The sequence below is a fragment of the Pseudonocardia halophobica genome, from assembly GCF_050948485.1.
GTDB classification, from domain to species: domain Bacteria; phylum Actinomycetota; class Actinomycetes; order Mycobacteriales; family Pseudonocardiaceae; genus Pseudonocardia; species Pseudonocardia halophobica.
This window is the reverse complement of sequence record NZ_CP192046.1, coordinates 1,789,053-1,807,462: the sequence shown is the minus strand read 5'-3', so window position 1 is coordinate 1,807,462 and position 18,410 is coordinate 1,789,053. Positions and strand designations below refer to the sequence as shown.

Below are 18,410 nucleotides of genomic sequence, written 5' to 3'. Positions count from 1 at the left end.
GGTGGGCGCTGCGCATCCACGGCCGGCGCCCGAGCGGCTGCGGGACCGGCTCGCGGCGGGCCTCCCCGACGACGTCGCCGCCGGCGTCGCGGACTGCGCCGGCGGGGTGGCCGGGGTGCGCACCGCCCACGAGACCGCCCGGCAGACCGCCGCGGTGCTGCACGCCCTCGGCCGCACCGGGCGGCCGGTCCTGGCCGCCGAGCTCGGCGTCTACCGGACGCTGTTCAGCCGGGCCGGCCGCGGCGAGGGGTGCGCCTTCGTCGAGGCCACCCTCGGCCCGCTGCTGGACCACGACCGGGACCGCGGCCGCGACCTCGTCCCGACCCTGCAGGCCTACCTCGACCACGGCGAGCACCACGCCCGCACCTGCGAGGCCCTGCACGTGCACGCCAACACGCTCTACCGGCGGCTCGACCGCATCGCGGCGCTGCTCGGCGAGGGCTGGCGCCCCGGACCGCCTGCTGGAGATCCGGCTCGCGCTGCACCTGCACGCCCTGCTCGCCCGCCTGTGAGTGGCGATGGTCGCTCCGGCGACCATCGCCGCCACTCCCGGGGTCAGAGGGCGGCCAGCGCATCCGCAGCCTTGGCCCGGAACCGCTCGACGGCCGCGAGCTTGATGTCCTCGTAGCCCCGGACCTCGTCGGCCAGGTCGGCGATCTCGACGACCCGGTCGACCGTGTCCGGCGTGAGCGACTCCAGCGCCGTCCGCACCAGCGCCTGGTACTCCCCGACCAGCGCCCGCTCGGTGCGCCGGACGCCGGCCAGGCCGAAGACGTCGAGCGGGGTGCCGCGCAGGCCCTTCGCCGCGCGCAGGCCGCGGAAGGCGATCTCCGCCGTGCGCCCGGACAGCCGGATCTTGTTCTTCATGCCCAGCGCCCGGAGCACCGGCGGGTGCAGCAGGACCGACACGGCGGCGTCGGGCCCGAACTCGGCCTCGCGCCGCGCCTTCTCGACCGGGTCGAGGTGCAGCCGCGCGACCTCGTACTCGTCCTTGTACGCCAGGAACTTGTGCAGCCCGCGGGCGTAGGCGGCCGCGACCCGCTCGCCGGCCGCGCCGGCCTTCTCCGCGGCGATCGCCGCGACCCGGCGGACCTCCTCGGCGTACCGGGCGGCGAGGGCCTCGTCCTGGAAGCCGGTGAGATCCTCGACGCGGACCGCGACGGCCTCGTCGAGGCCCTCCGAGATCAGCCCGGCGATCTCCCGGGAGCGGGCGGAGACCTCCACCGCCGCCCGGACCGGGGGCAGCGCGGCGGCCAGGACGGCCTCGCGGTCGAGCACCGCGGCCCGGCCCCACCGGAACGCGGCCAGGGTCTTCTCCACCGCGGCCCCGTTGAGCCGGATCGCCTGCTCGATCGCCTCGGCGCTCACCGGCAGGCAGCCGTGCTGGTAGGCCGCGCCGAGCAGCAGCATGTTCGTGGGCATGTGGTCGGCGAAGAGCGCCTCGGCCAGGCCCTGCGCGTCGACGTGCACGTTCTCGTCGCCGGTCGCGGCGGCGATCCGTTCCAACGCGTCGTCCGGCGAGCCGGGCAGCACCACGCGACCGGTCACCATCGCCGCCGTCGGCACGATCGCGCTGTTCACCGCGGCCACCGTGTGCCCCGGCCGCGCGACGGCGAGGTTGGCCGCGTCGGCCGTACCGAGCAGGTCGAAGCCGATCAGCACGTCCGCGGTGCCGCGGGAGGCGCGCAGCGAGCCGCGCACCGGCTGCTTGGCGATCCGGACGTCGGACACGACCGGGCCGCCCTTCTGCGCCAGCCCGACCTGCTCCAGCCCGGCCGCGAACCGGCCGTCGAGGTGCGCGGCCATCTGCAGGATCTGCGAGACCGTGACCACGCCGGTCCCGCCGATGCCGGGCATCCGGACCAGCGTCTCGCTGCCGTCGAACCGCGGCTCGGGCTCGACGAGCTCGACGGGCAGCGGCGGGACCTCGCGGCGCGGGCGTGTGCCCGGCTCCACCAGCAGGAACGACGGGCAGTCGCCCTTGAGGCAGGAGAGGTCCGAGTTGCACGAGGGCTGGTGGATCCGGGTCTTGCGGCCGAACTCCGTCGCCACCGGCTGCACCGACAGGCACGTCGACTGGTCCCCACAGTCGCCGCAGCCCTCGCACACCCGCTCGTTGACGACGACCTTCTCCGCCGGGGTGGGCAGCGTCCCGCGCTTGCGCAGCCGGCGCTCCTCCGCCGCGCACCGGTCGTCGTGGATCAGCACGGTGACGCCGTCGAGGGCCGCGAGCTCCGCCTCGGCGGCGGCGAACTCGTCGCGGTGGCGCACCGAGGCGAGGGGGTCGAGCATGACGCCGCGGTACGTGCCCGGGTCGTCCGTGGTGATCACGATCCGCCGGACGCCCTCGGTGGCCAGCAGCGTGGTGATCTCCGGGACCGACAGCCGCCCGACGGCCTGCTGCCCGCCGGTCATCGCGACGGCGTCGTTGTAGAGCAGCTTGAACGTCATGGTCGCGCCGCCGGCCACCGCCGCGCGCACGGCCAGCGAGCCGGAGTGGTGGAAGGTGCCGTCGCCGAGGTTCTGCACGAAGTGCCGGTCGTCGGTGAACGGGGCGAGGCCGAGCCACTGGGCGCCCTCGCCGCCCATCTGGGTCAGGCCGATCCGGTGGCCGCGGCCCTCGCCGTTGATCGCGATCATGGCGTGGCAGCCGATGCCGACGCCGACCAGCGTGTCGTCGCCGGTCCGGGTCGAGGTGTTGTGCGGGCAGCCGGAGCAGAAGTAGGGGGTCCGTGACGCTCCCGCGATCGGCAGCCCGATCCGCGACGGCTTCTTCGGCTCGATCGCGGACAGATGCACCGCGGCGGTGCGGGGCAGCCGGTCCGGCCCGATCCGTGTGGCGATCGCGCGCGCCACGTCCTCGGCGCCGAGCTGGCCGCGCGCCGTGAGGAGGGGGCGGTCGCGCTCGTCGCGACGCCCGATCACCAGGGGCGCGTCCGGCACGCGGTAGAGCGCCTCCTTGAGGTGCCCCTCCAGGAACGGCACCTTGTCCTCGACGACGAGGACCTCCTCCAGGCCGGCCGTGTGCGCGGCGAGCTCGGCGGCGTCGACCGGGAAGGGCATGGCGAGGCGGATCAGCCGGACGCCGAGGTCGTCGAGCGCGGCCTCGTCGAGCCCGAGGTCCTCGAGCGCCCGCAGCACCACCGCGTAGCCGGTGCCGCTCGCGAGGATCCCCAGCCGGGCCTGCCGCGCGGTGAAGGTGACCCGGTTGAGCCCGGCCTCTCGGGTATAGGCACGGGCGAGGTCGAGGCGGCGGGTGAGCATGTCGTGCTCGGCGTCGAGGGCGGCCGGGCCGAGGAGCGCGCCGGCCGGCGGACGCGGCCGCGCGGGCGGCATCGGGATCCCGAGCCGCAGGCCCTCGACGTCGACCGTCGCCGAGGCGTCGGCGATGTCCGCGACGATCTTGAGCCCGGTCCACAGCCCGGTCGCCCGGGACAGCGCCACGGCGTGCAGCCCCACTTCGACGATCTCGGACACGGAGCCCGGCGCGAGCAGCGGCATCGCGAGGCTCTGCGCCATCGGCTCGCACGAGCTGGGCACCGTCGAGGACTTCGACGCCGGGTCGTCGCCGATCACGGCGACCGCGCCGCCCAGCGTGGCGGTGCCCGCGAGGGTGCCGTGCCGGATGGCGTCGGCGGCCCGGTCGAGGCCGGGGTTCTTGCCGTACCAGAGCCCGACGACGCCGTCGTGCCGGCGGCCCGGCACCTCCCCGAGCAGCTGCGTGCCGGCGACCGCGGTGGCGGCCAGCTCCTCGTTCACGCCGGGCTGGAACACCACGCCCGCGGGGTCGAGGAAGCGCCGGGACCGCAGCAGCTCCGAGTCCAGGCCGCCGAGCGGCGAGCCCTGGTAGCCGGACACGAACACCCGCGTGTCGAACCCGCGGGCGGTGTCGAGGCGGCGCTGCTCCAGGGTCAGCCGCACCAGCGCCTGGATGCCCGTGAGGAGGACGCGCCCGCGCTCGGCGGCGTAGCGGTCGTCGAGGGTCACGGTGGTGTCGATGCTCAAGCTCGGCTCCCGTCGCTCCCGGGGCGCCGGTTCCCGGCGCACGTGTCGCCGAGCACACCGGAGTGATCCGGGCGGACGCAAGCAAGTCCCGAGAAGTGGCCGCCAAGACGCAAAGCAGGGACAGATATGCTTCGGCTCGACCCGAAATCTTTGCGCGAGGAGCACCCGTGCCCGAGATCGACGCCATCGACCACCGGCTGCTCGCCCTCCTCCAGGAGGACGGCCGCCGCACCTACTCGGACATGGCGGGGATCGTCGGCCTGTCGGTGGCGGCGGTGAAGCGCCGCGTCGACCGGCTGCAGGAGATCGGCGTGATCACCGGCTTCACCGCGCAGATCGACCACGCGAAGCTCGGCTGGGCCGTCGAGGCCTTCACCGAGCTGCGGTACGCCGGCACCACCCGGGTCCCCGACATCGTCGCCACCGCCAGCACCGTGCCGGAGGTGCAGTCGATCTTCACCATCGCCGGCGACCCGGACGCGCTGGTCCGGGTCCGGGTCCGGGACGTCGCCCACCTGCAGGAGGTCATCGACACCCTGCGCACCGCCGGCACGGTCACCGGCACGAAGACGCTGCTCGTGCTGGGGGCGTGGAACCGCGGGGCCTCGTGAAGCCTTGACCCGTCTGCGGGCCGCCGACCACGATCACGCCCGAGCGCGACGAGGAGGTCCCGTGACCGAGCCGACCCCAGCACCGACCCCAGCACCGACCACCTTCACGATCACCGGCCGCGACGGCACCGAGGTCACCGCCTACCGGTGGGAGCCCGCCGGCACCCCGCGCGGGATCGTGCAGCTCACCCACGGCATGGGCGAGCACCTGCGCCGCTACGACCGGCTGGCCGCGGCGCTCGTCGGCCGCGGCTTCGTGGTGCAGGGCCAGGACCACCGCGGGCACGGCGCCACCGCCGGCACCCCGGAGCGGCACGGCGTCCTGGGCACCACGGGCTGGACGGGCCTGGTCGACGACATCGGGATCCTGCTCGACGCCGGGAAGGCCGCCTTCCCCGGTGTCCCGGTCGTCCTGCTCGGGCACAGCATGGGCTCGTTCGCCGCGCAGCAGTGGGTGATCGACCACAGCGGCGAGATCGACGGGCTGGTGCTCTCGGGCACCGCCGTGATCGACCTCCTGGAGCCGAACCTCGACCTCGACGGCCCGATCGACCTCGCCGGCTTCAACGCCCCCTTCGAGCAGCGCACCGGCTACGAGTGGCTCTCCCGGGACGAGGCGGAGGTCGACAAGTACGTCGCGGACCCGGCCTGCGGCTTCGGGCTCGACGTGCCCGGGTCGAAGGCCATGTTCGCGGGCGGCCGGGTCCTGGCCGACCCCGACCGCGTCGCGCGCATCCGGCCCGACCTGCCGGTCCTGGTCACGGTCGGCGACGCCGACCCGGTCAACGGCGGACTCGCGTTGCTGCACCCGCTCACGGACCGGCTCGCGGCGGCCGGGCTCAAGGACGTGACCGTGCGGATCTGGCCGGGCGCCCGGCACGAGGTGTTCAACGAGACCAACCGGGACGAGGTCGTCGCCGACCTGTCGGGGTGGCTCGACCGGGTGGTTCCGCCCGCCTGATCGGCCCGGATCCGGCCCGGCGTGTGACATTCCCGGCCGTTGCGGCGATTCCCCTGTCGTTCACCTGACGACGGAGGAGCCCGGATGGCCGACCCGCACGCCCGCGAGCCCGTTCGCGAGCCCCTGGTGTGCCTGCACGGGCTCGGCGGCAGCGTGCACGCCTGGGCCCGCGTGCTGCCCGGCCTGCGGGCCCGGCACGACGTCCGGACGGTCGCCCTGCGCGGCCACGTCGGCGGCGAGATCTTCCCGGTGCGGGTGCGCCCGACCGTCCCCGCGCTGGTCGACGGCGTGGAGGCGGCCCTCGACGCGGCCGGGATCGCGCGGGCGCACCTGGTGGGCAACTCGCTCGGCGGCTGGCTGGCCCTCGAGCTGGCCGCCCGTGGCCGGGCGCTCTCGGTGGTCGCGCTGTCCCCGGCCGGTGGCTGGCTGCCGGACAGCGACGAGGTCCACCGGGTCTGGCGGCTGCTGGTACCGGCACACGACCTGGCCCGGCGCACCGAGCGACACCTGGACCGGGCGGTGCGGCTCGCGCCCGCACGCAAGGCGCTGCTGCGGCTCGGCGTGGAGCACGGCGACCGGCTGGAGCCGGCGGAGGCCGCCGCCTTCCTGCGCGACAACGCCCGATGCCGCTTCCTGCGCCCGCTGCTGCGCTCGGCGATCGACTACGACTTCACCGTGCCCGCGCCGGACGTGCCGGTGCGGATCGCCTGGTCCGCGCAGGACCGGCTGTTGCCCGCCCCGCGCTACGCCGAGCGCTTCCGCACCCTGTTCCCGGCGGCGCAGCGCGTCCGGCTGCCCGGCGTGGGGCACGTGCCGATGTACGACGACCCGGCGCTGGTGGTCCGCACGATCCTCGAGGTCACCGCGCCCGACACCGTCCCGGGACGTGCCGGCGACCCGGTGCCGGCCCACCCCTGACCCACCCGGGCTGAACTTCTCGGGCTGATCTAACCGAGCAGGGCCTCCGGGATCTCGACGACCCGGCTGCGCAGGTACTCCCCCAGGCCCTTGGCCTGCGGGTCCGGCCGGGTGGAGGAGGCCACGCCCTCGCCGAGGATCCCGTGCACCACGACGTTGAGGGCCCGCAGGTTCGGCAGGGGGTGCACGTCGATCGGCAGCTCCGCGGCCTCCGGCCCGAGCAGCTCCCGGGCCTTCTCCGGCGTGAGGAACGCCCGCAGCCAGGCGTAGGCCTCGTCGCTGCGGGTCCAGACGCCGACGTTCGCGTCGCCGCCCTTGTCGCCGGACCGCGCCCCGCAGACGGTGCCGAGTGGCGCCGGTCGCGTGGGGCCGCCGGGTCGGCTGTGGTCGATCTCTGCTGGGGTCGAGGACCCGGCGGCTGGTCCGGTGCCCGCCGTCGCCACCGGCGGGTCCGCGACGACGCGCCGCTTCCCGCCGGGCAGGACGACAGTGTGTGTGACGGCCTCCCGCGGCACGGCGGCCGGCCGGTACACGCCGTAGGCGGACTCGGCGCTCGGCGGCGTGGTGGTGTGGAAGCCCGCGTACCCGCCCAGGGCAAGCTCCATCGTGGCGTTGGAGAAGGCCCGGCCGACCGTGCGCGGGTCGGGGTCCTTGACCGTGATCCGCAGGTGCGCCGTGGCCCGTTCGTTGGACGGGGCGTCGGGGGTGTCGAACCGCAGCAGCCGGACGTCGACCTCGGCGAACCGCTCCCGCCCGCCGAGGACGTCGAACAGCAGCTCCTCCGCGAACGCCGCCTTGGCCTCGATGTCCAGACCGGTGAGCACGAGCGTCATCGTGTTGCGGTAGCCGCCGGCGTCGTTGAGCGCGACCTTCAACGTGGCCGGTGGCGCGCTCCCGCGGACGCCGGAGATCGCGACCCGGTGCTCGCCGTCGGCCTCCAGCCGGATCGTGTCGAAGTGCGTGGTGCAGTCCGGGCCGAGGTAGGCGGGCGCCGCGATCTCGTAGAGCAGCTGCGCGGTGACCGTGCCGACCGAGACCAGCCCGCCGGTGCCGGGATGCTTGGTGATCACCGACGAGCCGTCCACGGCGACCTCGGCGATCGGGAAGCCCGGGTAGCGGCGGTCGGTGATCTCGTCGAGGAACGCGTAGTTGCCGCCGGTGGCCTGGGGCCCGCACTCGATCACGTGCCCGGCGACCACCGCGCCGGCCAGGGCGTCGAAGTCCTCCCGGCCCCAGCCGTGCCACCACGCCGCCGGCCCGACGACGAGCGACGCGTCCGTGACCCGGCCCGTGACCACGACGTCCGCCCCGGCCGCGAGCGCCTCGGCGATGCCCCAGCCGCCCAGGTAGGCGTTGGCGGACACCGGCTTGCCGTCCACCGGCGGGTCGACCGCGCCCAGCGATCCGCGCAGGTCGTCGCCCTCGACGTACGCGACCTTGGCCTCGGTGCCGAGCGCCTCGATCGCCGCGGCCAGGCCGGCCGGGTTGAGCCCGCCGGCGTTCGACACGACCTTGATCCCCTTCTCGAGGCAGGTCCCGAGGACGTCCTCCATCTGGGTCAGGAACGTCCGCGCGTAGCCCGCGGCGGGGTCCTTGGCCTGTGCCTTGGCCAGGATCAGCATCGTCAGCTCGGCGAGGTAGTCCCCGCACAGGACGTCGATCGGCCCGCCCTCGACCATCTCGCGCGCCGCCCGCAGCCGGTCCCCGTAGAAGCCCGAGCAGTTCCCGATGCGGACCGGCCGGTCGCTCTCGGCCGGCGTGATCCGGCCGGTCATGCAGAACCTCCCACGAACAGCCCCGGCTCGCGGCCCGTCCCGGGCTCCCCGGCGAAGGCCTGGCCGATCTCCACCCACTCCTCCGCGGCCGGGCCGGTCACGACGAGTGCGAGGTCGTCCCGGTGCCGCCGCTGCGTGATGAGCAGGGCGAAGTCCAGGGCGGTGCCGGTGATCCGGTCCGCCGCGTCCTCCGGACCCCAGGTCCACAGCGAGCCGTCCGGCGCGTCGAGCTCCACCCGGATCGGCGCGGCCGGCAGCTCGCGACCGTGCAGCGCGTAGCTGAACGCCCGCGCCCCGACCCCGATGTGGGCCACGTGCCGCAGCCGGGCGCTGGGCTCGCGGACCACGCCGAGCGCGTCGGCCACGTCCTGCCCGTGCGCCCAGGTCTCCATGATCCGGGCGGTGAGCGACGACGCCGCGCTCATCGGCGGGCCGAACCACGGCACGCGCAGCCCGGGGTCGAGGCCCCGGAACGCCTCGATCAGCCGCTCCCGGGACAGGTCGAACCAGCGCAGCAGCTCGCCGCCGGACAGGTCGCGGAACCGGGCCGCCACCGCGTCGGGGTTCACGCCGCCCTCGGTCTCGATCCGCTCCAGCTCGGCGCGGAACGCCTCGGGGTCCGTGGCGGACTGCAGCGCGACGTCGTCGAAGTAGGCCAGGTGGGACACCTGGTCGGCGATCGTCCACCCCTCGGCGGGGGTCTCGCGGGCCCAGCCGTGGTGGTCCAGCGGCGCCAGGATCGCGCGCAGCTCCGCGGACTCGGCCGCGAGGTCGTCCGCCAGCGCGGTCATCGAGACGGGCATCGCTATCTCCCCTTCCAGACCGGGGTCCGCTTGTCGCGGAACGCGGCCGGCCCCTCCTGGGCGTCCGCCGACCGGTAGACCGGCGCCCAGATCTCCTCCGCCCGGTCGTACGCCTCCGCGCGGGTGCACTCCGCCGAGAGGTACGCCGTGCGCTTCGCGGCCCGCACGGACAGCGGCGCGTTGGCCGCGATCCGCCGGGCGAGTTCCTGCGTGCGCGCCCGCAACTCTCCTCCCGGCACGACCTGGTTGACCAGGCCGACCTCGCGCGCCCGGGTCGCGTCGAGGGGGTCGCCGGTCAGCAGGATCTCCAGCGCGACGCGCGGGGGGACCAGCCAGGACAGCGGCGCGGCCCACGGCGAGCCCCGGCCCACCTTCACCTCGGTGACGGCGAACCGGGCGTGCTCGGCGGCCACGACCAGGTCGCACTGCTGGGCCAGCAGGAACCCGCCGGCGTAGGCCACCCCGTTGACCGCCGCGATCGTCGGCTTCGGCACCTCGACGTTGCGCCCGAACTGCGGCAGGAAGTCCGGCGGCGGGATCTCCAGCGAGGTCTCCGCCATCTCCTTCAGGTCGCCGCCGGCGCAGAAGGCCTTGTCGCCGGCGCCGGTGAGCACGAGGACGGCGGCGGAGTCGTCGGCGACGAACCGGTGCGTGCCCTCCCACAGCCCGTCGCGGACCGCCTTGCTCAGCGCGTTGCGTGCCTCGGGCCGGTCGATGGTGAGCCAGGCGATCCCGTCGACGACCTCGTAGGTCACCACGTCGGTCAGGGTCTCGCTCACGGGAACCTCTTCCTCAGCTCGGGGCGGTTCAGCTTGCCGCTGCCGGTGCGCGGCAGGGCGTCGACGATCTCGATCCGCCGGGGCTTGTGCATGCCGCGCAGGTCGGGGTTGGTGGCGCACCACTCGGCGATCTGCTCGGCGGTCACGTCCGGCCGCGTCGGGACGACGACCGCGGTCACCTGCTCCACCCAGCGCTCGTGGGCCGTGCCGATCACCGCCACCTCGGCGAGGTCGGGGTGGTTCGCGAGGTGCTCCTCGACCATCTGCGGGAACACGTTCTCGCCGCCGGAGACGATCATGTCGTCGATCCGGTCCACGTAGTACAGGTAGCCGTCGGCGTCGGCGGACATGAGGTCGCCGGTGCGGAACCAGCCGTCCGACCACTTCTCCGAGGCCTCGATCCCCCAGTACCCCGGCGTCACCGCGTCGCCCTGCACCCACAGCTCGCCCACGCCCTCGTCGCCGGGCCGCAGGTCGGGCCCGCCGTCGACCGGCACGAGCCGGGTCCGCACGACCTGCTCCAACGGCGTGCCCATCGAGTCGGGGCGCCTCGGGTCGCCCGCGGCGTAGGACACCACGAGCCCGCTCTGCTCGGTCTGCCCGTAGATCTCGACGCCCCGGATCCCGGTGCCGGCCTCCAGCCGCTCGATCGCCGCCGTGGGCGTGCGGGAGCCGCCGAACATGCAGATCCGGAAGGAGTCGAGGACGACGGGGTTCGCGGCCGTCCGGTTGCCGACGTCGATCATCATCGTGGAGATCAGGCCGCCGTACGTGGGCCGCAGCCGCTGCGCGAGGTCGAGCCACACGGTGACGTCCCAGCGCGGCATGAACGTGATCTGCCCGCCGCGCAGCAGGATCGGCAGGCTCGCCAGTTGCAGCCCGCCCACGTGGAACAGCGGCATGCAGTTGAGCACGTGGTCGGCCGCGGTGAGCTCGTAGAGGTCGATCACGCCGTCGACCTGGGCGGTGGTGTTGCGGTGGGTCTGCCGCACGCCCTTGGGCACGCCCGTCGAGCCGGACGTGTACATGAGCAGCGCGTCGTCCCGGTCCAGCCGCGGCACCACGTCGTGGACGGGCTCGTGCGCGGCCAGGATGCGGGCGAAACCGCCGTCGGGGCCGGTGGTGAGGATCTCCGGGCCGCCCCCGCCGAGCAGGGTCTTCAGCCGCTCGACCTCGCCGGGCGGGGCGACGAGCCGGGTCACCCCCGAGTCCTCGATCGCGTGCCGCAGCGGGGCGTCGGGGAACAGGTAGTTCAGCGGGACGCCGACCGCACCGGCCTGCCAGGTGCCGAGCAGCCCGATCAGGTACTCCAGGCAGTTGGGCAGGAAGAAGCCGATCCGCTCGCCGGGCTCGACCCCGGTCGCCCGCAGGTAGGCGGCGAACCGGCCGCCCCGCTCGGCGAACTGGGCGTACCCGATCTCGGTGTCGTCGAGCCGGAGGGCGACCTGGCCCGCGTGGTCGGCCGCGGCGCGCCGCAGCAGCCCGGCGATGTTCACGACGCCTCCTCCTCGACCACGGCCAGCACCTGGCCCGTCTCCACCTGGTCGCCGGCCCCCACGTGGACCTCGCCGACCACGCCGTCGACGGGTGCGGCCACGGTGTGCTCCATCTTCATCGCCTCGAGGACGACGAGGGCCTGACCGGCCGAGACGGTGTCGCCGGGGGCCGCGAGCACCCGGACCACGCCGCCCGGCATCGGGGCGAGCAGCGACCCGGCGTGGGCGACCGCGTCGGGGTCGGCGAAGCGGGGCACCTCGGCGAGGGCGGCGGACCCGTCCGGCCCGTCGACGAAGGACCAGCCGGGCACGCGGTGCACGGCGTACCGGCGCCGCACCCCGTCGACCTCCAGCTCGACGGCCTCGGGCGTCGCGGCGAGGAGGCGCACCGCGAGCCGCTCGCCGTTCACCGAGGCCGTCAACCCGCCCCGCCGGAACGCGTACGCGACCTCCAGCGTCGCCTCGCCCACGGTGTAGGCCACCCGCTGCGGCATCCCGCCGACGTTCCGCCACCCGCTCGGGAGCCCGCCCAGCACCCGCGCCTCGCCCCGGTTCGCCGCCTGGCTCGCCAGAGCCGCCGCCAGGGCCTGTGGGTGGCGATGGTCGCCAGGGCGACGATCGCCACTCACGAGCACGGAGTGCCTGGTCAGGTAGCCGGTGTCGGTGCGGCCGGCGAGGAACCCGGGCTCGCGGAGGATGTCGACGAGCAGGTCCCGGTTGGTCGTGACGCCGTGGATCTCCGCCCGCTGCAACGCCCGGGCCAGGGTGCGGGCGGCCTCGGCGCGGGTGCGGCCGTGGGCGATCACCTTGGCGAGCATGGGGTCGTAGTGCGGGCTGACGACGGAGCCGTCCTCGACCCCGGTGTCCAGCCGGACACCGGGCAGCTCCGGGATGCGGAAGCGGTGCAGGGTGCCGGTGGCGGGCAGGAACCCGGCGGGAACGTCCTCGGCGTAGAGCCGCACCTCGATCGCGTGCCCGTCGAGCACGGCGCCGGTCACCTCCGGCGGCAACGGCTCGCCCTCGGCCACCCGCAGTTGCAGCGCCACCAGGTCCAGGCCGGTGACCAGCTCGGTGACGGGGTGCTCCACCTGCAGCCGGGTGTTGACCTCGAGGAAGAAGAACCTCCCGTCCTGGTCGAGGACGAACTCGACGGTCCCGGCGCCGGTGTACCCGATCGCCTTCCCGGCGGCGACCGCAGCGGCGCCGAGCTCGGCGCGCAGAGCGTCGTCGACCGCCGGCGAGGGGCTCTCCTCCACGATCTTCTGGTAGCGCCGCTGGATCGAGCACTCGCGCTCGAACACGTGCACGACCTCGCCGTGGGTGTCGCCGACGATCTGCACCTCGACGTGCCGGGGGTCGACGACGAACCGCTCCAGGAACACCGTCCCGTCGCCGAACGCCGACGCCGCCTCCCGCCGCGCGCCCTCCACGGCGTCGGCCAGCTCCGCCGGGTCGTGGACGACGCGCATGCCCCGGCCGCCGCCGCCGAACGCGGCCTTGACCAGCACGGGGAAGCCGATGTCGGCGGCGACCGCGCCCAGGTCCGTGTCGGGACCGACGGTCGCCCCGGGCAGGACCGGCACGCCCGCCTTGTCCATGAGCGCCTTGGCCTCGAGCTTCGAGCCCATCGAGGCGATGGCCTCCGGCGAGGGCCCGACGAAGGTCAGCCCGGCCGCGGCGCAGTCCCGGGCGAACCCGGCGTTCTCCGACAGGAACCCGTAGCCGGGGTGGACCGCGTCCGCACCCGTCGCGCGGGCCGCCTCGATCACCAGGTCGCCGCGCAGGTAGGTGTCCGCCGGGACCGCACCGGGGAGGCGCACCGCCTCGTCGGCGAGCCGGACGAACGGGGCGTCCGCATCGGGGTCGGAGTACACGGCCACGGTGGCGATGCCGAGGGCGTGGGCGGTGCGCATGACCCGCGCGGCGATCTCCCCGCGGTTCGCGATCAGCAATTTCTGGATCGTGCTCGTTGACATGGGGGCGCTCACATCCGGAAGACGCCGAAGCCGCGGCGGCCGGCGACGGTCTGGGAGTGCACGGCGGACAGGGACAGGCCGAGCACGGTGCGGGTGTCGCGCGGGTCGACGATGCCGTCGTCGTAGAGCTTGGCGGTGACGAAGAAGCTGTGCGACTCGGCCTCGATCTGCTGCTCGATCGCGCGGGTGCGCGCCGCGTCGGCCTCCTCGTCGAACGGCTTGCCCTGCGACGCCGCCGACGCCCGCCCCACGATCGACATGACCCCGGCGAGCTGGGCCGCGCCCATCACCGCGAGCTTCGCCCCGGGCCAGGCGAACATCAGCCGTGGATCGTAGGCGCGGCCGGACATCCCGTAGTTCCCCGCGCCGAAGGACGACGCCGTGTTGATCGTCAGGTGCGGGACCCGGCTGTTGGTCACCGCGTTGATCATCTTGGCGCCGTCCTTGATGATCCCGCCCTGCTCGTAGTCCTTGCCCACCATGTAGCCGGTGGTGTTCTGCAGGAAGATCAGCGGCGTGTCCGTCTGGTTGGCCAGCAGGATGAACTCGGTCGCCTTCTTGGCCTCCTCGCTGAACAGCACGCCCCGGTGGTTGGCCAGCACCCCGACCGGATAGCCGTGGATGCTCGCCCAGCCGGTGACCAGCGAGGTGCCGTAGAGCGGCTTGTACTCGTCGAAGTCCGAGCCGTCGACGGTGCGGGCCAGGACCTCCCGCGGGTCGAACGGCACCTTCGGGTCCGGCGGGACGATCCCGAGGATCTCCTCCGGGTCGTACTTCGGGGGCTCCGGGTTCGCCGCCGGCGCCGGCCCGAGCTTGTGCCAGTTGATCCGGGACATGATCTGCCGGCCCAGCCGGACGGCGTCGCGCTCGTCGGCCGCGAAGTAGTCCGAGAGCCCGGAGATCCGCGAGTGCATCTCCGCGCCGCCGAGGGACTCGTCGTCGGACTCCTCGCCGGTGGCCATCTTGACCAGCGGCGGCCCGCCGAGGAACACCTTCGCCTGCCGGTCGACCAGCACGGCGTAGTCGCACATGCCGGGCACGTACGCGCCGCCCGCGGTCGAGTTTCCGAACACCAGCGCGATCGTCGGGATCGCCAGCGAGGACAGCTCCGTGAGCTCGTGGAAGATCCGCCCGGCCGGCACGAACAGGTCCGCCTGGGTGGGCAGGTCGGCGCCGCCGGACTCGACGAGGTTGATCACCGGGAGCCGGTTGATCCGCGCGATCTCCAACGCGCGCAACGTCTTCTTCAGCGAGTACGGGTTCATCGCGCCGCCGCGCACGGTCGGGTCGTGCCCGATCACCACGCACTCCACCCCGGACACCACGCCGATCCCGGTGAGCACCGAGGCGCCCACGGTGAACTCGGTGCCCCACGCCGCGAGCGGGGAGAGCTCCAGGAACGGGCTGTCCGGGTCGAGCAGCAGCTCCAGCCGCTCGCGGACCGGGAGCTTCCCGCGGTCCCGGTGCCGCTGCGTGTAGCGCTCCCCGCCGCCGGCGATCGCCAGCTCCAGCTGCTCGTTCAGCTGGTCGATCACCTCCAGCTGGGCCGTGCGGTTGCTCGCGTAGGTCTCCGACGAGACGTCGAGCAGGGTCTTCAGGACGGGCATCAGCGTCCCCCGTAGTGGTCCGCGAAGCTCTCGCGGACGACGTTCTTCTGGATCTTCCCGGTCGAGGTCCGCGGCAGCTCGTCGACGACGATCACGGACTTGGGCACCTTGTAGCCGTCGAGCCGGTCCTTGAGGGCGACCCGCAGCGCCTCCGGGTCGACCGTCTCCCCCGGCTTCGGCACCACGACGGCGGTGATCGCCTCGCTCCACCGCTCGTGCGGCAGCCCGACCACCACGACCTCGGCGACCTTCGGATCGGCGTCGTAGACCGCCCGCTCCACCTCGATCGACGCGACGTTCTCGCCGCCGGTCTTGATCACGTCCTTGGAGCGGTCGGCGAACCAGAGCACGCCGTCCTCGCCGAAGCGCCCGACGTCGCCGGAGTGGAACCAGCCGTGCCGGAACGCCTCCGCGGTCGCCTCCGGGTTGCGCAGGTACTCCTGCATGGTGGACGGCCCGCGGTAGACGATCTCGCCCTGCTCGCCGCGCGGGAGCAGCGCACCGTCCGGACCCATGATCGCGACCTGGACCCCGGTCAGCGGCGTGCCGACGGCGCCGACGTGGGTGAGCTGGTGCTCCGGGCGGAACAGCGTGGTGATCGGCGACATCTCGGTCTGGCCGAACAGCAGCGCGAAATCGCAGCCGAAGCCGTCGAGGCAGGCCTTGATCTGCGCCTCCGGCATCGGCGCCATGGCGTAGACGGCCCGCCTGAGCGAGGACAGGTCCCGGGAGCCGAACGACGGGTGCTCCAGCGCCGCGCGGTACATCGTCGGCAGCCCGAAGACCTGCGTGATCCTCTCGCGCTCGATGGTGTCGAGGAACCGCTCGGGCTCGAAGCCGCGGTGCACGTGGATCGTGGCGCCGACGGTGACCGCGGGCGTGCAGAAGGCGTTGAGCTGGGCGGTGTGGAACATCGGCATCATCGCGATGAAGCGGTCCGCGGCCGTCCAGCCGGAGTCGAGCGCGGCGGACATCGACTCGAGGTGGATCGCCAGGTGCGTGCCCACCACGCCCTTGGGGAACGACGTCGTCCCCGACGTGTAGAGGTAGCTCAGCGGCGCGCGGTCGGGGATCTCCACCTCGACCGGGGAGCCGTCGGCGGACTCCAGGTCGGCGAGGGTGGTCGGGCCGTCCCCGACCGCGATCGTCTCGGGCAGGTCGAGCTCGGCGAGGCCGGCCAGCAGCCCGCTCTCCACCACGATCCCCCGCGCCCGCGAGTGGTCGAGGACGTACGCGACCTCGGGTGGCCGCCAGCCCAGGTTGATCGGCACGCACACCACGCCGGCCTTGGCGCAGGCGTAGTACACGGCGAGGAACTCGGCGCTGTTCGCCGAGGCCAGGGCCAGCGCGTCGCCGACCCGGTAGCCGCGGTCCAGCAGGCCGCGGGCCAGCCGGTTCACCCAGGCGTCGAGCTCGGCGTAGGTCCAGCGGCGGTCCCCGTCCACCACGGCGAGGTGGTCGGGACGGGCGAAGGCGGAGCGGGTCAGCGCGTCGCCGACGTTGACCCGTTGAACGAGGTTGGTGCTCACGAGCGCTCCCTAGTAGGACCGCGGGAGGCCCAGGCTGTGCTGGGCCACGAAGTTGAGGATCATCTCCCGGTTCACCGGGGCGATCCGCAGCAGCCGGGCCAGCCCCCAGTACGGCAGCAGCCCGAACTCCTGCGCCACGCCGTTGCCGCCGTGGGTCTGCATCGCGGCGTCGCACGCGGCCAGCGCGGCCTCCGCCGCGGCGTACTTGGCCATGTTCGACGCCTCGCCCGCCGGCAGCCCGTTCTGGTGCAGCCAGGCGGCCTTGCGGGTCATCAGCGCGGCCAGCTCGGTCTCGATCTTCGCCTCGGCCAGCGGGTGCGCGACGCCCTGGTGTGCGCCGATCGGCCGGTCCCACACCTGCCGGTCCTTCGCGTACCGCGCCGCGCGGTCCAGGGCGTAGCGCGCGATGCCGACGCAGAGTGCTGCGCCGGTGATCCGCTCGGGGTTGAGCCCGTGGAACACCTGCCGGAAGCCCTGGCCCACCGCGCCGACCAGCGCCGACGCCGGCAGCCGGACCTCGTCGAAGTGCAGCGTGAACTGCTTCTCCGGGAGCATGACGTCGACCGGCAGCACGGTCTTCTGCAGGCCGGGCGCGTCCGTGGGCACCAGGAACAGGGACAGCTGCCCCTCGTCGCCGGTGCGGGCGACCAGCAGCAGCGCCTCGGCCGTGTCGACGCCGGAGATGTAGTACTTCTCGCCGGTCACGACCCACTCGTCCCCCACCCGGCGCGCCCGCGTCGAGAGCTTGTGGGTGTTGGACCCGGCGTCGGGCTCGGTGATCGCGAAGACCACCTTCTGCCGGCCGCTCGCGAGCCCGGGCAGCCACTCCTTGCGCTGCTCCTCGGTGCCGTACTCGGCGATCACCTCGGCCGAGATCGCGTGCGTGACCAGCAGCAGGAGGATCGGCGCGCCCTGCGCCGCGATCTCCTCGCACACCAGCGCGAGCTCGACGAGGCCACCGCCGCCCCCGCCGTACTCCTCCGGCACGTTGACCCCGGCGAAGCCGGAGTCGCCGAGGGCGTGCCACAGCTCGGTGCACTCGGTGCCCGCGCGGGCGTGCTCCACGTAGTACGCGCCCCCGTAGGGCGCCGCGACGGCCCCGACCGCCGCCCGCAGGTCGCGGTGCTCGTCGCTCTCGGCGAAGTCCACTCCGACTCCCGTCGCGTCTCCCGGAACCCGAATTGTGATTCCTGGTTCACTCGTGGCGGACCCTACCGTGCGGCTGCCATGATGACCAGATGCCGACCCTCCCCACCACCGCCGCCACCCCCGGCACGGCCGCCGGAGGGCGCAGCCGGCGGGACCCGGAGCGCCGCGAGCGGATCCTGGCCGCCGCCGCGGAGCTGGCCTCCCGGCGCGGCTTCCACACCGTCGGGATGGCCGACATCGGCGCCGAGGCCGGCATCGTCGGGTCCGGCGTCTACCGGCACTTCGACAGCAAGACCGCGATCCTCGTCGCCCTCCTCGACCGGGTGATGGCCCGCCTGCAGGAGGGCGCCGGGGCGGTGCTGGCGGGCCCCGGCGACGAGCGCGCTCACCTGTCTGCGCTGGTCAGGGACCACATCCGAGTGGCGATCGAGGACCGGAGCGTGCTCGCCGTCTACCACCGCGAGGTGCACACGCTGCCCGAGGAGGACCGGCGGCGGCTGCGCCGGCTGCAGCGGCACTACCTCGAGGACTGGGTGCACGTGCTGGCCCCGCTGCGCCGCGACCTGGCCGACGGCGAGCTCCGGCTGGCCGTGCACGCCGCCATCGGCGCCATCCAGTCGACGCTGTTCTTCCGCAGCGGGTTGGCCGACGGGCGGCAGGCCGACCTGCTCGACGGGATGGCCCACGCGTGCCTCGGCGTCGAGCCCGCGGAGACGGCGTCGGCGGAGGCCGCGCCCGGCACGGCCGAGTGAACCGGGAATGACTGCAGCCTTGCCATCGTGACGGCGATCACGGCATGCT

The 18,410-nt window shown here is 74.1% G+C and carries 14 protein-coding genes; 5 read left to right on the top strand and 9 right to left on the bottom strand.

Translation table 11 applies throughout. The annotated features are described in order from the left end of the window. Position 1: 1 nt before the first annotated feature. Positions 2–628, top strand: a complete 627-nt coding sequence (locus ACQP04_RS08690) for a PucR family transcriptional regulator (RefSeq protein ID WP_433506542.1) — start codon at positions 2–4, stop codon at positions 626–628. Here the strand turns inward: ACQP04_RS08690 and ACQP04_RS08685 are convergent. Continuing rightward, on the bottom strand, positions 556–4,005 hold the full coding sequence (locus ACQP04_RS08685; RefSeq protein WP_433506541.1) for an indolepyruvate ferredoxin oxidoreductase family protein: 3,450 nt from the start codon (positions 4,003–4,005) through the stop codon (positions 556–558). The genes ACQP04_RS08690 and ACQP04_RS08685 overlap by 73 nt on opposite strands. A 167-nt stretch (positions 4,006–4,172) precedes the next feature. Here ACQP04_RS08685 and ACQP04_RS08680 point away from each other — a divergent pair, with 167 nt between their 5' ends. The 3 genes from ACQP04_RS08680 to ACQP04_RS08670 all read left to right on the top strand — a co-directional run bounded on the left by ACQP04_RS08680 (position 4,173) and on the right by ACQP04_RS08670 (position 6,495). After that, positions 4,173–4,616 (top strand): Lrp/AsnC family transcriptional regulator, encoded by a 444-nt coding sequence (locus ACQP04_RS08680; RefSeq protein WP_433506540.1) that lies wholly within the window; start codon positions 4,173–4,175, stop codon positions 4,614–4,616. A gap of 61 nt (positions 4,617–4,677) precedes the next feature. Continuing rightward, complete coding sequence (locus ACQP04_RS08675) at positions 4,678–5,577, top strand: alpha/beta fold hydrolase (protein ID WP_433506539.1); 900 nt, start codon at positions 4,678–4,680, stop codon at positions 5,575–5,577. 84 nt (positions 5,578–5,661) lie between these two features. Beyond that, on the top strand, positions 5,662–6,495 hold the full coding sequence (locus ACQP04_RS08670; protein WP_433506538.1) for an alpha/beta fold hydrolase: 834 nt from the start codon (positions 5,662–5,664) through the stop codon (positions 6,493–6,495). A 29-nt stretch (positions 6,496–6,524) separates the two neighbouring features. Here the strand turns inward: ACQP04_RS08670 and ACQP04_RS08665 are convergent, their stop codons facing one another. Genes ACQP04_RS08665 through ACQP04_RS08630 form a run of 8 tightly spaced genes read right to left on the bottom strand, consistent with a single transcriptional unit; the run spans position 6,525 to position 17,609 of the window. Continuing rightward, positions 6,525–8,270, bottom strand: a complete 1,746-nt coding sequence (locus tag ACQP04_RS08665; RefSeq protein WP_433506537.1) for an acyclic terpene utilization AtuA family protein — start codon at positions 8,268–8,270, stop codon at positions 6,525–6,527. Then, on the bottom strand, positions 8,267–9,073 hold the full coding sequence (locus ACQP04_RS08660; RefSeq protein ID WP_433506536.1) for a TIGR03084 family metal-binding protein: 807 nt from the start codon (positions 9,071–9,073) through the stop codon (positions 8,267–8,269). Before ACQP04_RS08660 ends, ACQP04_RS08665 begins: the two co-directional genes overlap by 4 nt. A gap of 2 nt (positions 9,074–9,075) precedes the next feature. Then, positions 9,076–9,852, bottom strand: coding sequence for an enoyl-CoA hydratase/isomerase family protein (locus ACQP04_RS08655; protein WP_433506535.1), 777 nt, complete (start codon positions 9,850–9,852; stop codon positions 9,076–9,078). Continuing rightward, entirely contained in the window at positions 9,849–11,348 is a 1,500-nt protein-coding gene (locus ACQP04_RS08650; protein WP_433506534.1) for a class I adenylate-forming enzyme family protein, read from the bottom strand. The genes ACQP04_RS08655 and ACQP04_RS08650 overlap by 4 nt, the downstream gene beginning before the upstream one ends. After that, entirely contained in the window at positions 11,345–13,324 is a 1,980-nt protein-coding gene (locus tag ACQP04_RS08645; protein WP_433506533.1) for a biotin carboxylase N-terminal domain-containing protein, read from the bottom strand. Before ACQP04_RS08645 ends, ACQP04_RS08650 begins: the two co-directional genes overlap by 4 nt. Positions 13,325–13,332: 8 nt before the next feature. Then, the gene (locus ACQP04_RS08640) at positions 13,333–14,931 is read right to left on the bottom strand and encodes an acyl-CoA carboxylase subunit beta (protein WP_433506532.1); all 1,599 of its coding nucleotides are present in this window, start codon (positions 14,929–14,931) and stop codon (positions 13,333–13,335) included. Continuing rightward, positions 14,931–16,460 carry an AMP-binding protein gene (locus ACQP04_RS08635; protein ID WP_433506531.1) on the bottom strand — a complete coding sequence of 510 codons (1,530 nt, stop codon included), beginning with the start codon at positions 16,458–16,460 and terminating at the stop codon, positions 14,931–14,933. Before ACQP04_RS08635 ends, ACQP04_RS08640 begins: the two co-directional genes overlap by 1 nt. A 9-nt stretch (positions 16,461–16,469) precedes the next feature. Beyond that, positions 16,470–17,609 (bottom strand): acyl-CoA dehydrogenase family protein, encoded by a 1,140-nt coding sequence (locus ACQP04_RS08630; RefSeq protein WP_433506530.1) that lies wholly within the window; start codon positions 17,607–17,609, stop codon positions 16,470–16,472. A gap of 89 nt (positions 17,610–17,698) precedes the next feature. Between ACQP04_RS08630 and ACQP04_RS08625 the strand changes: the two genes are divergently transcribed. Next, complete coding sequence (locus tag ACQP04_RS08625; protein WP_433506529.1) at positions 17,699–18,361, top strand: TetR/AcrR family transcriptional regulator; 663 nt, start codon at positions 17,699–17,701, stop codon at positions 18,359–18,361. The last annotated feature ends 49 nt before the right edge of the window (positions 18,362–18,410 follow it).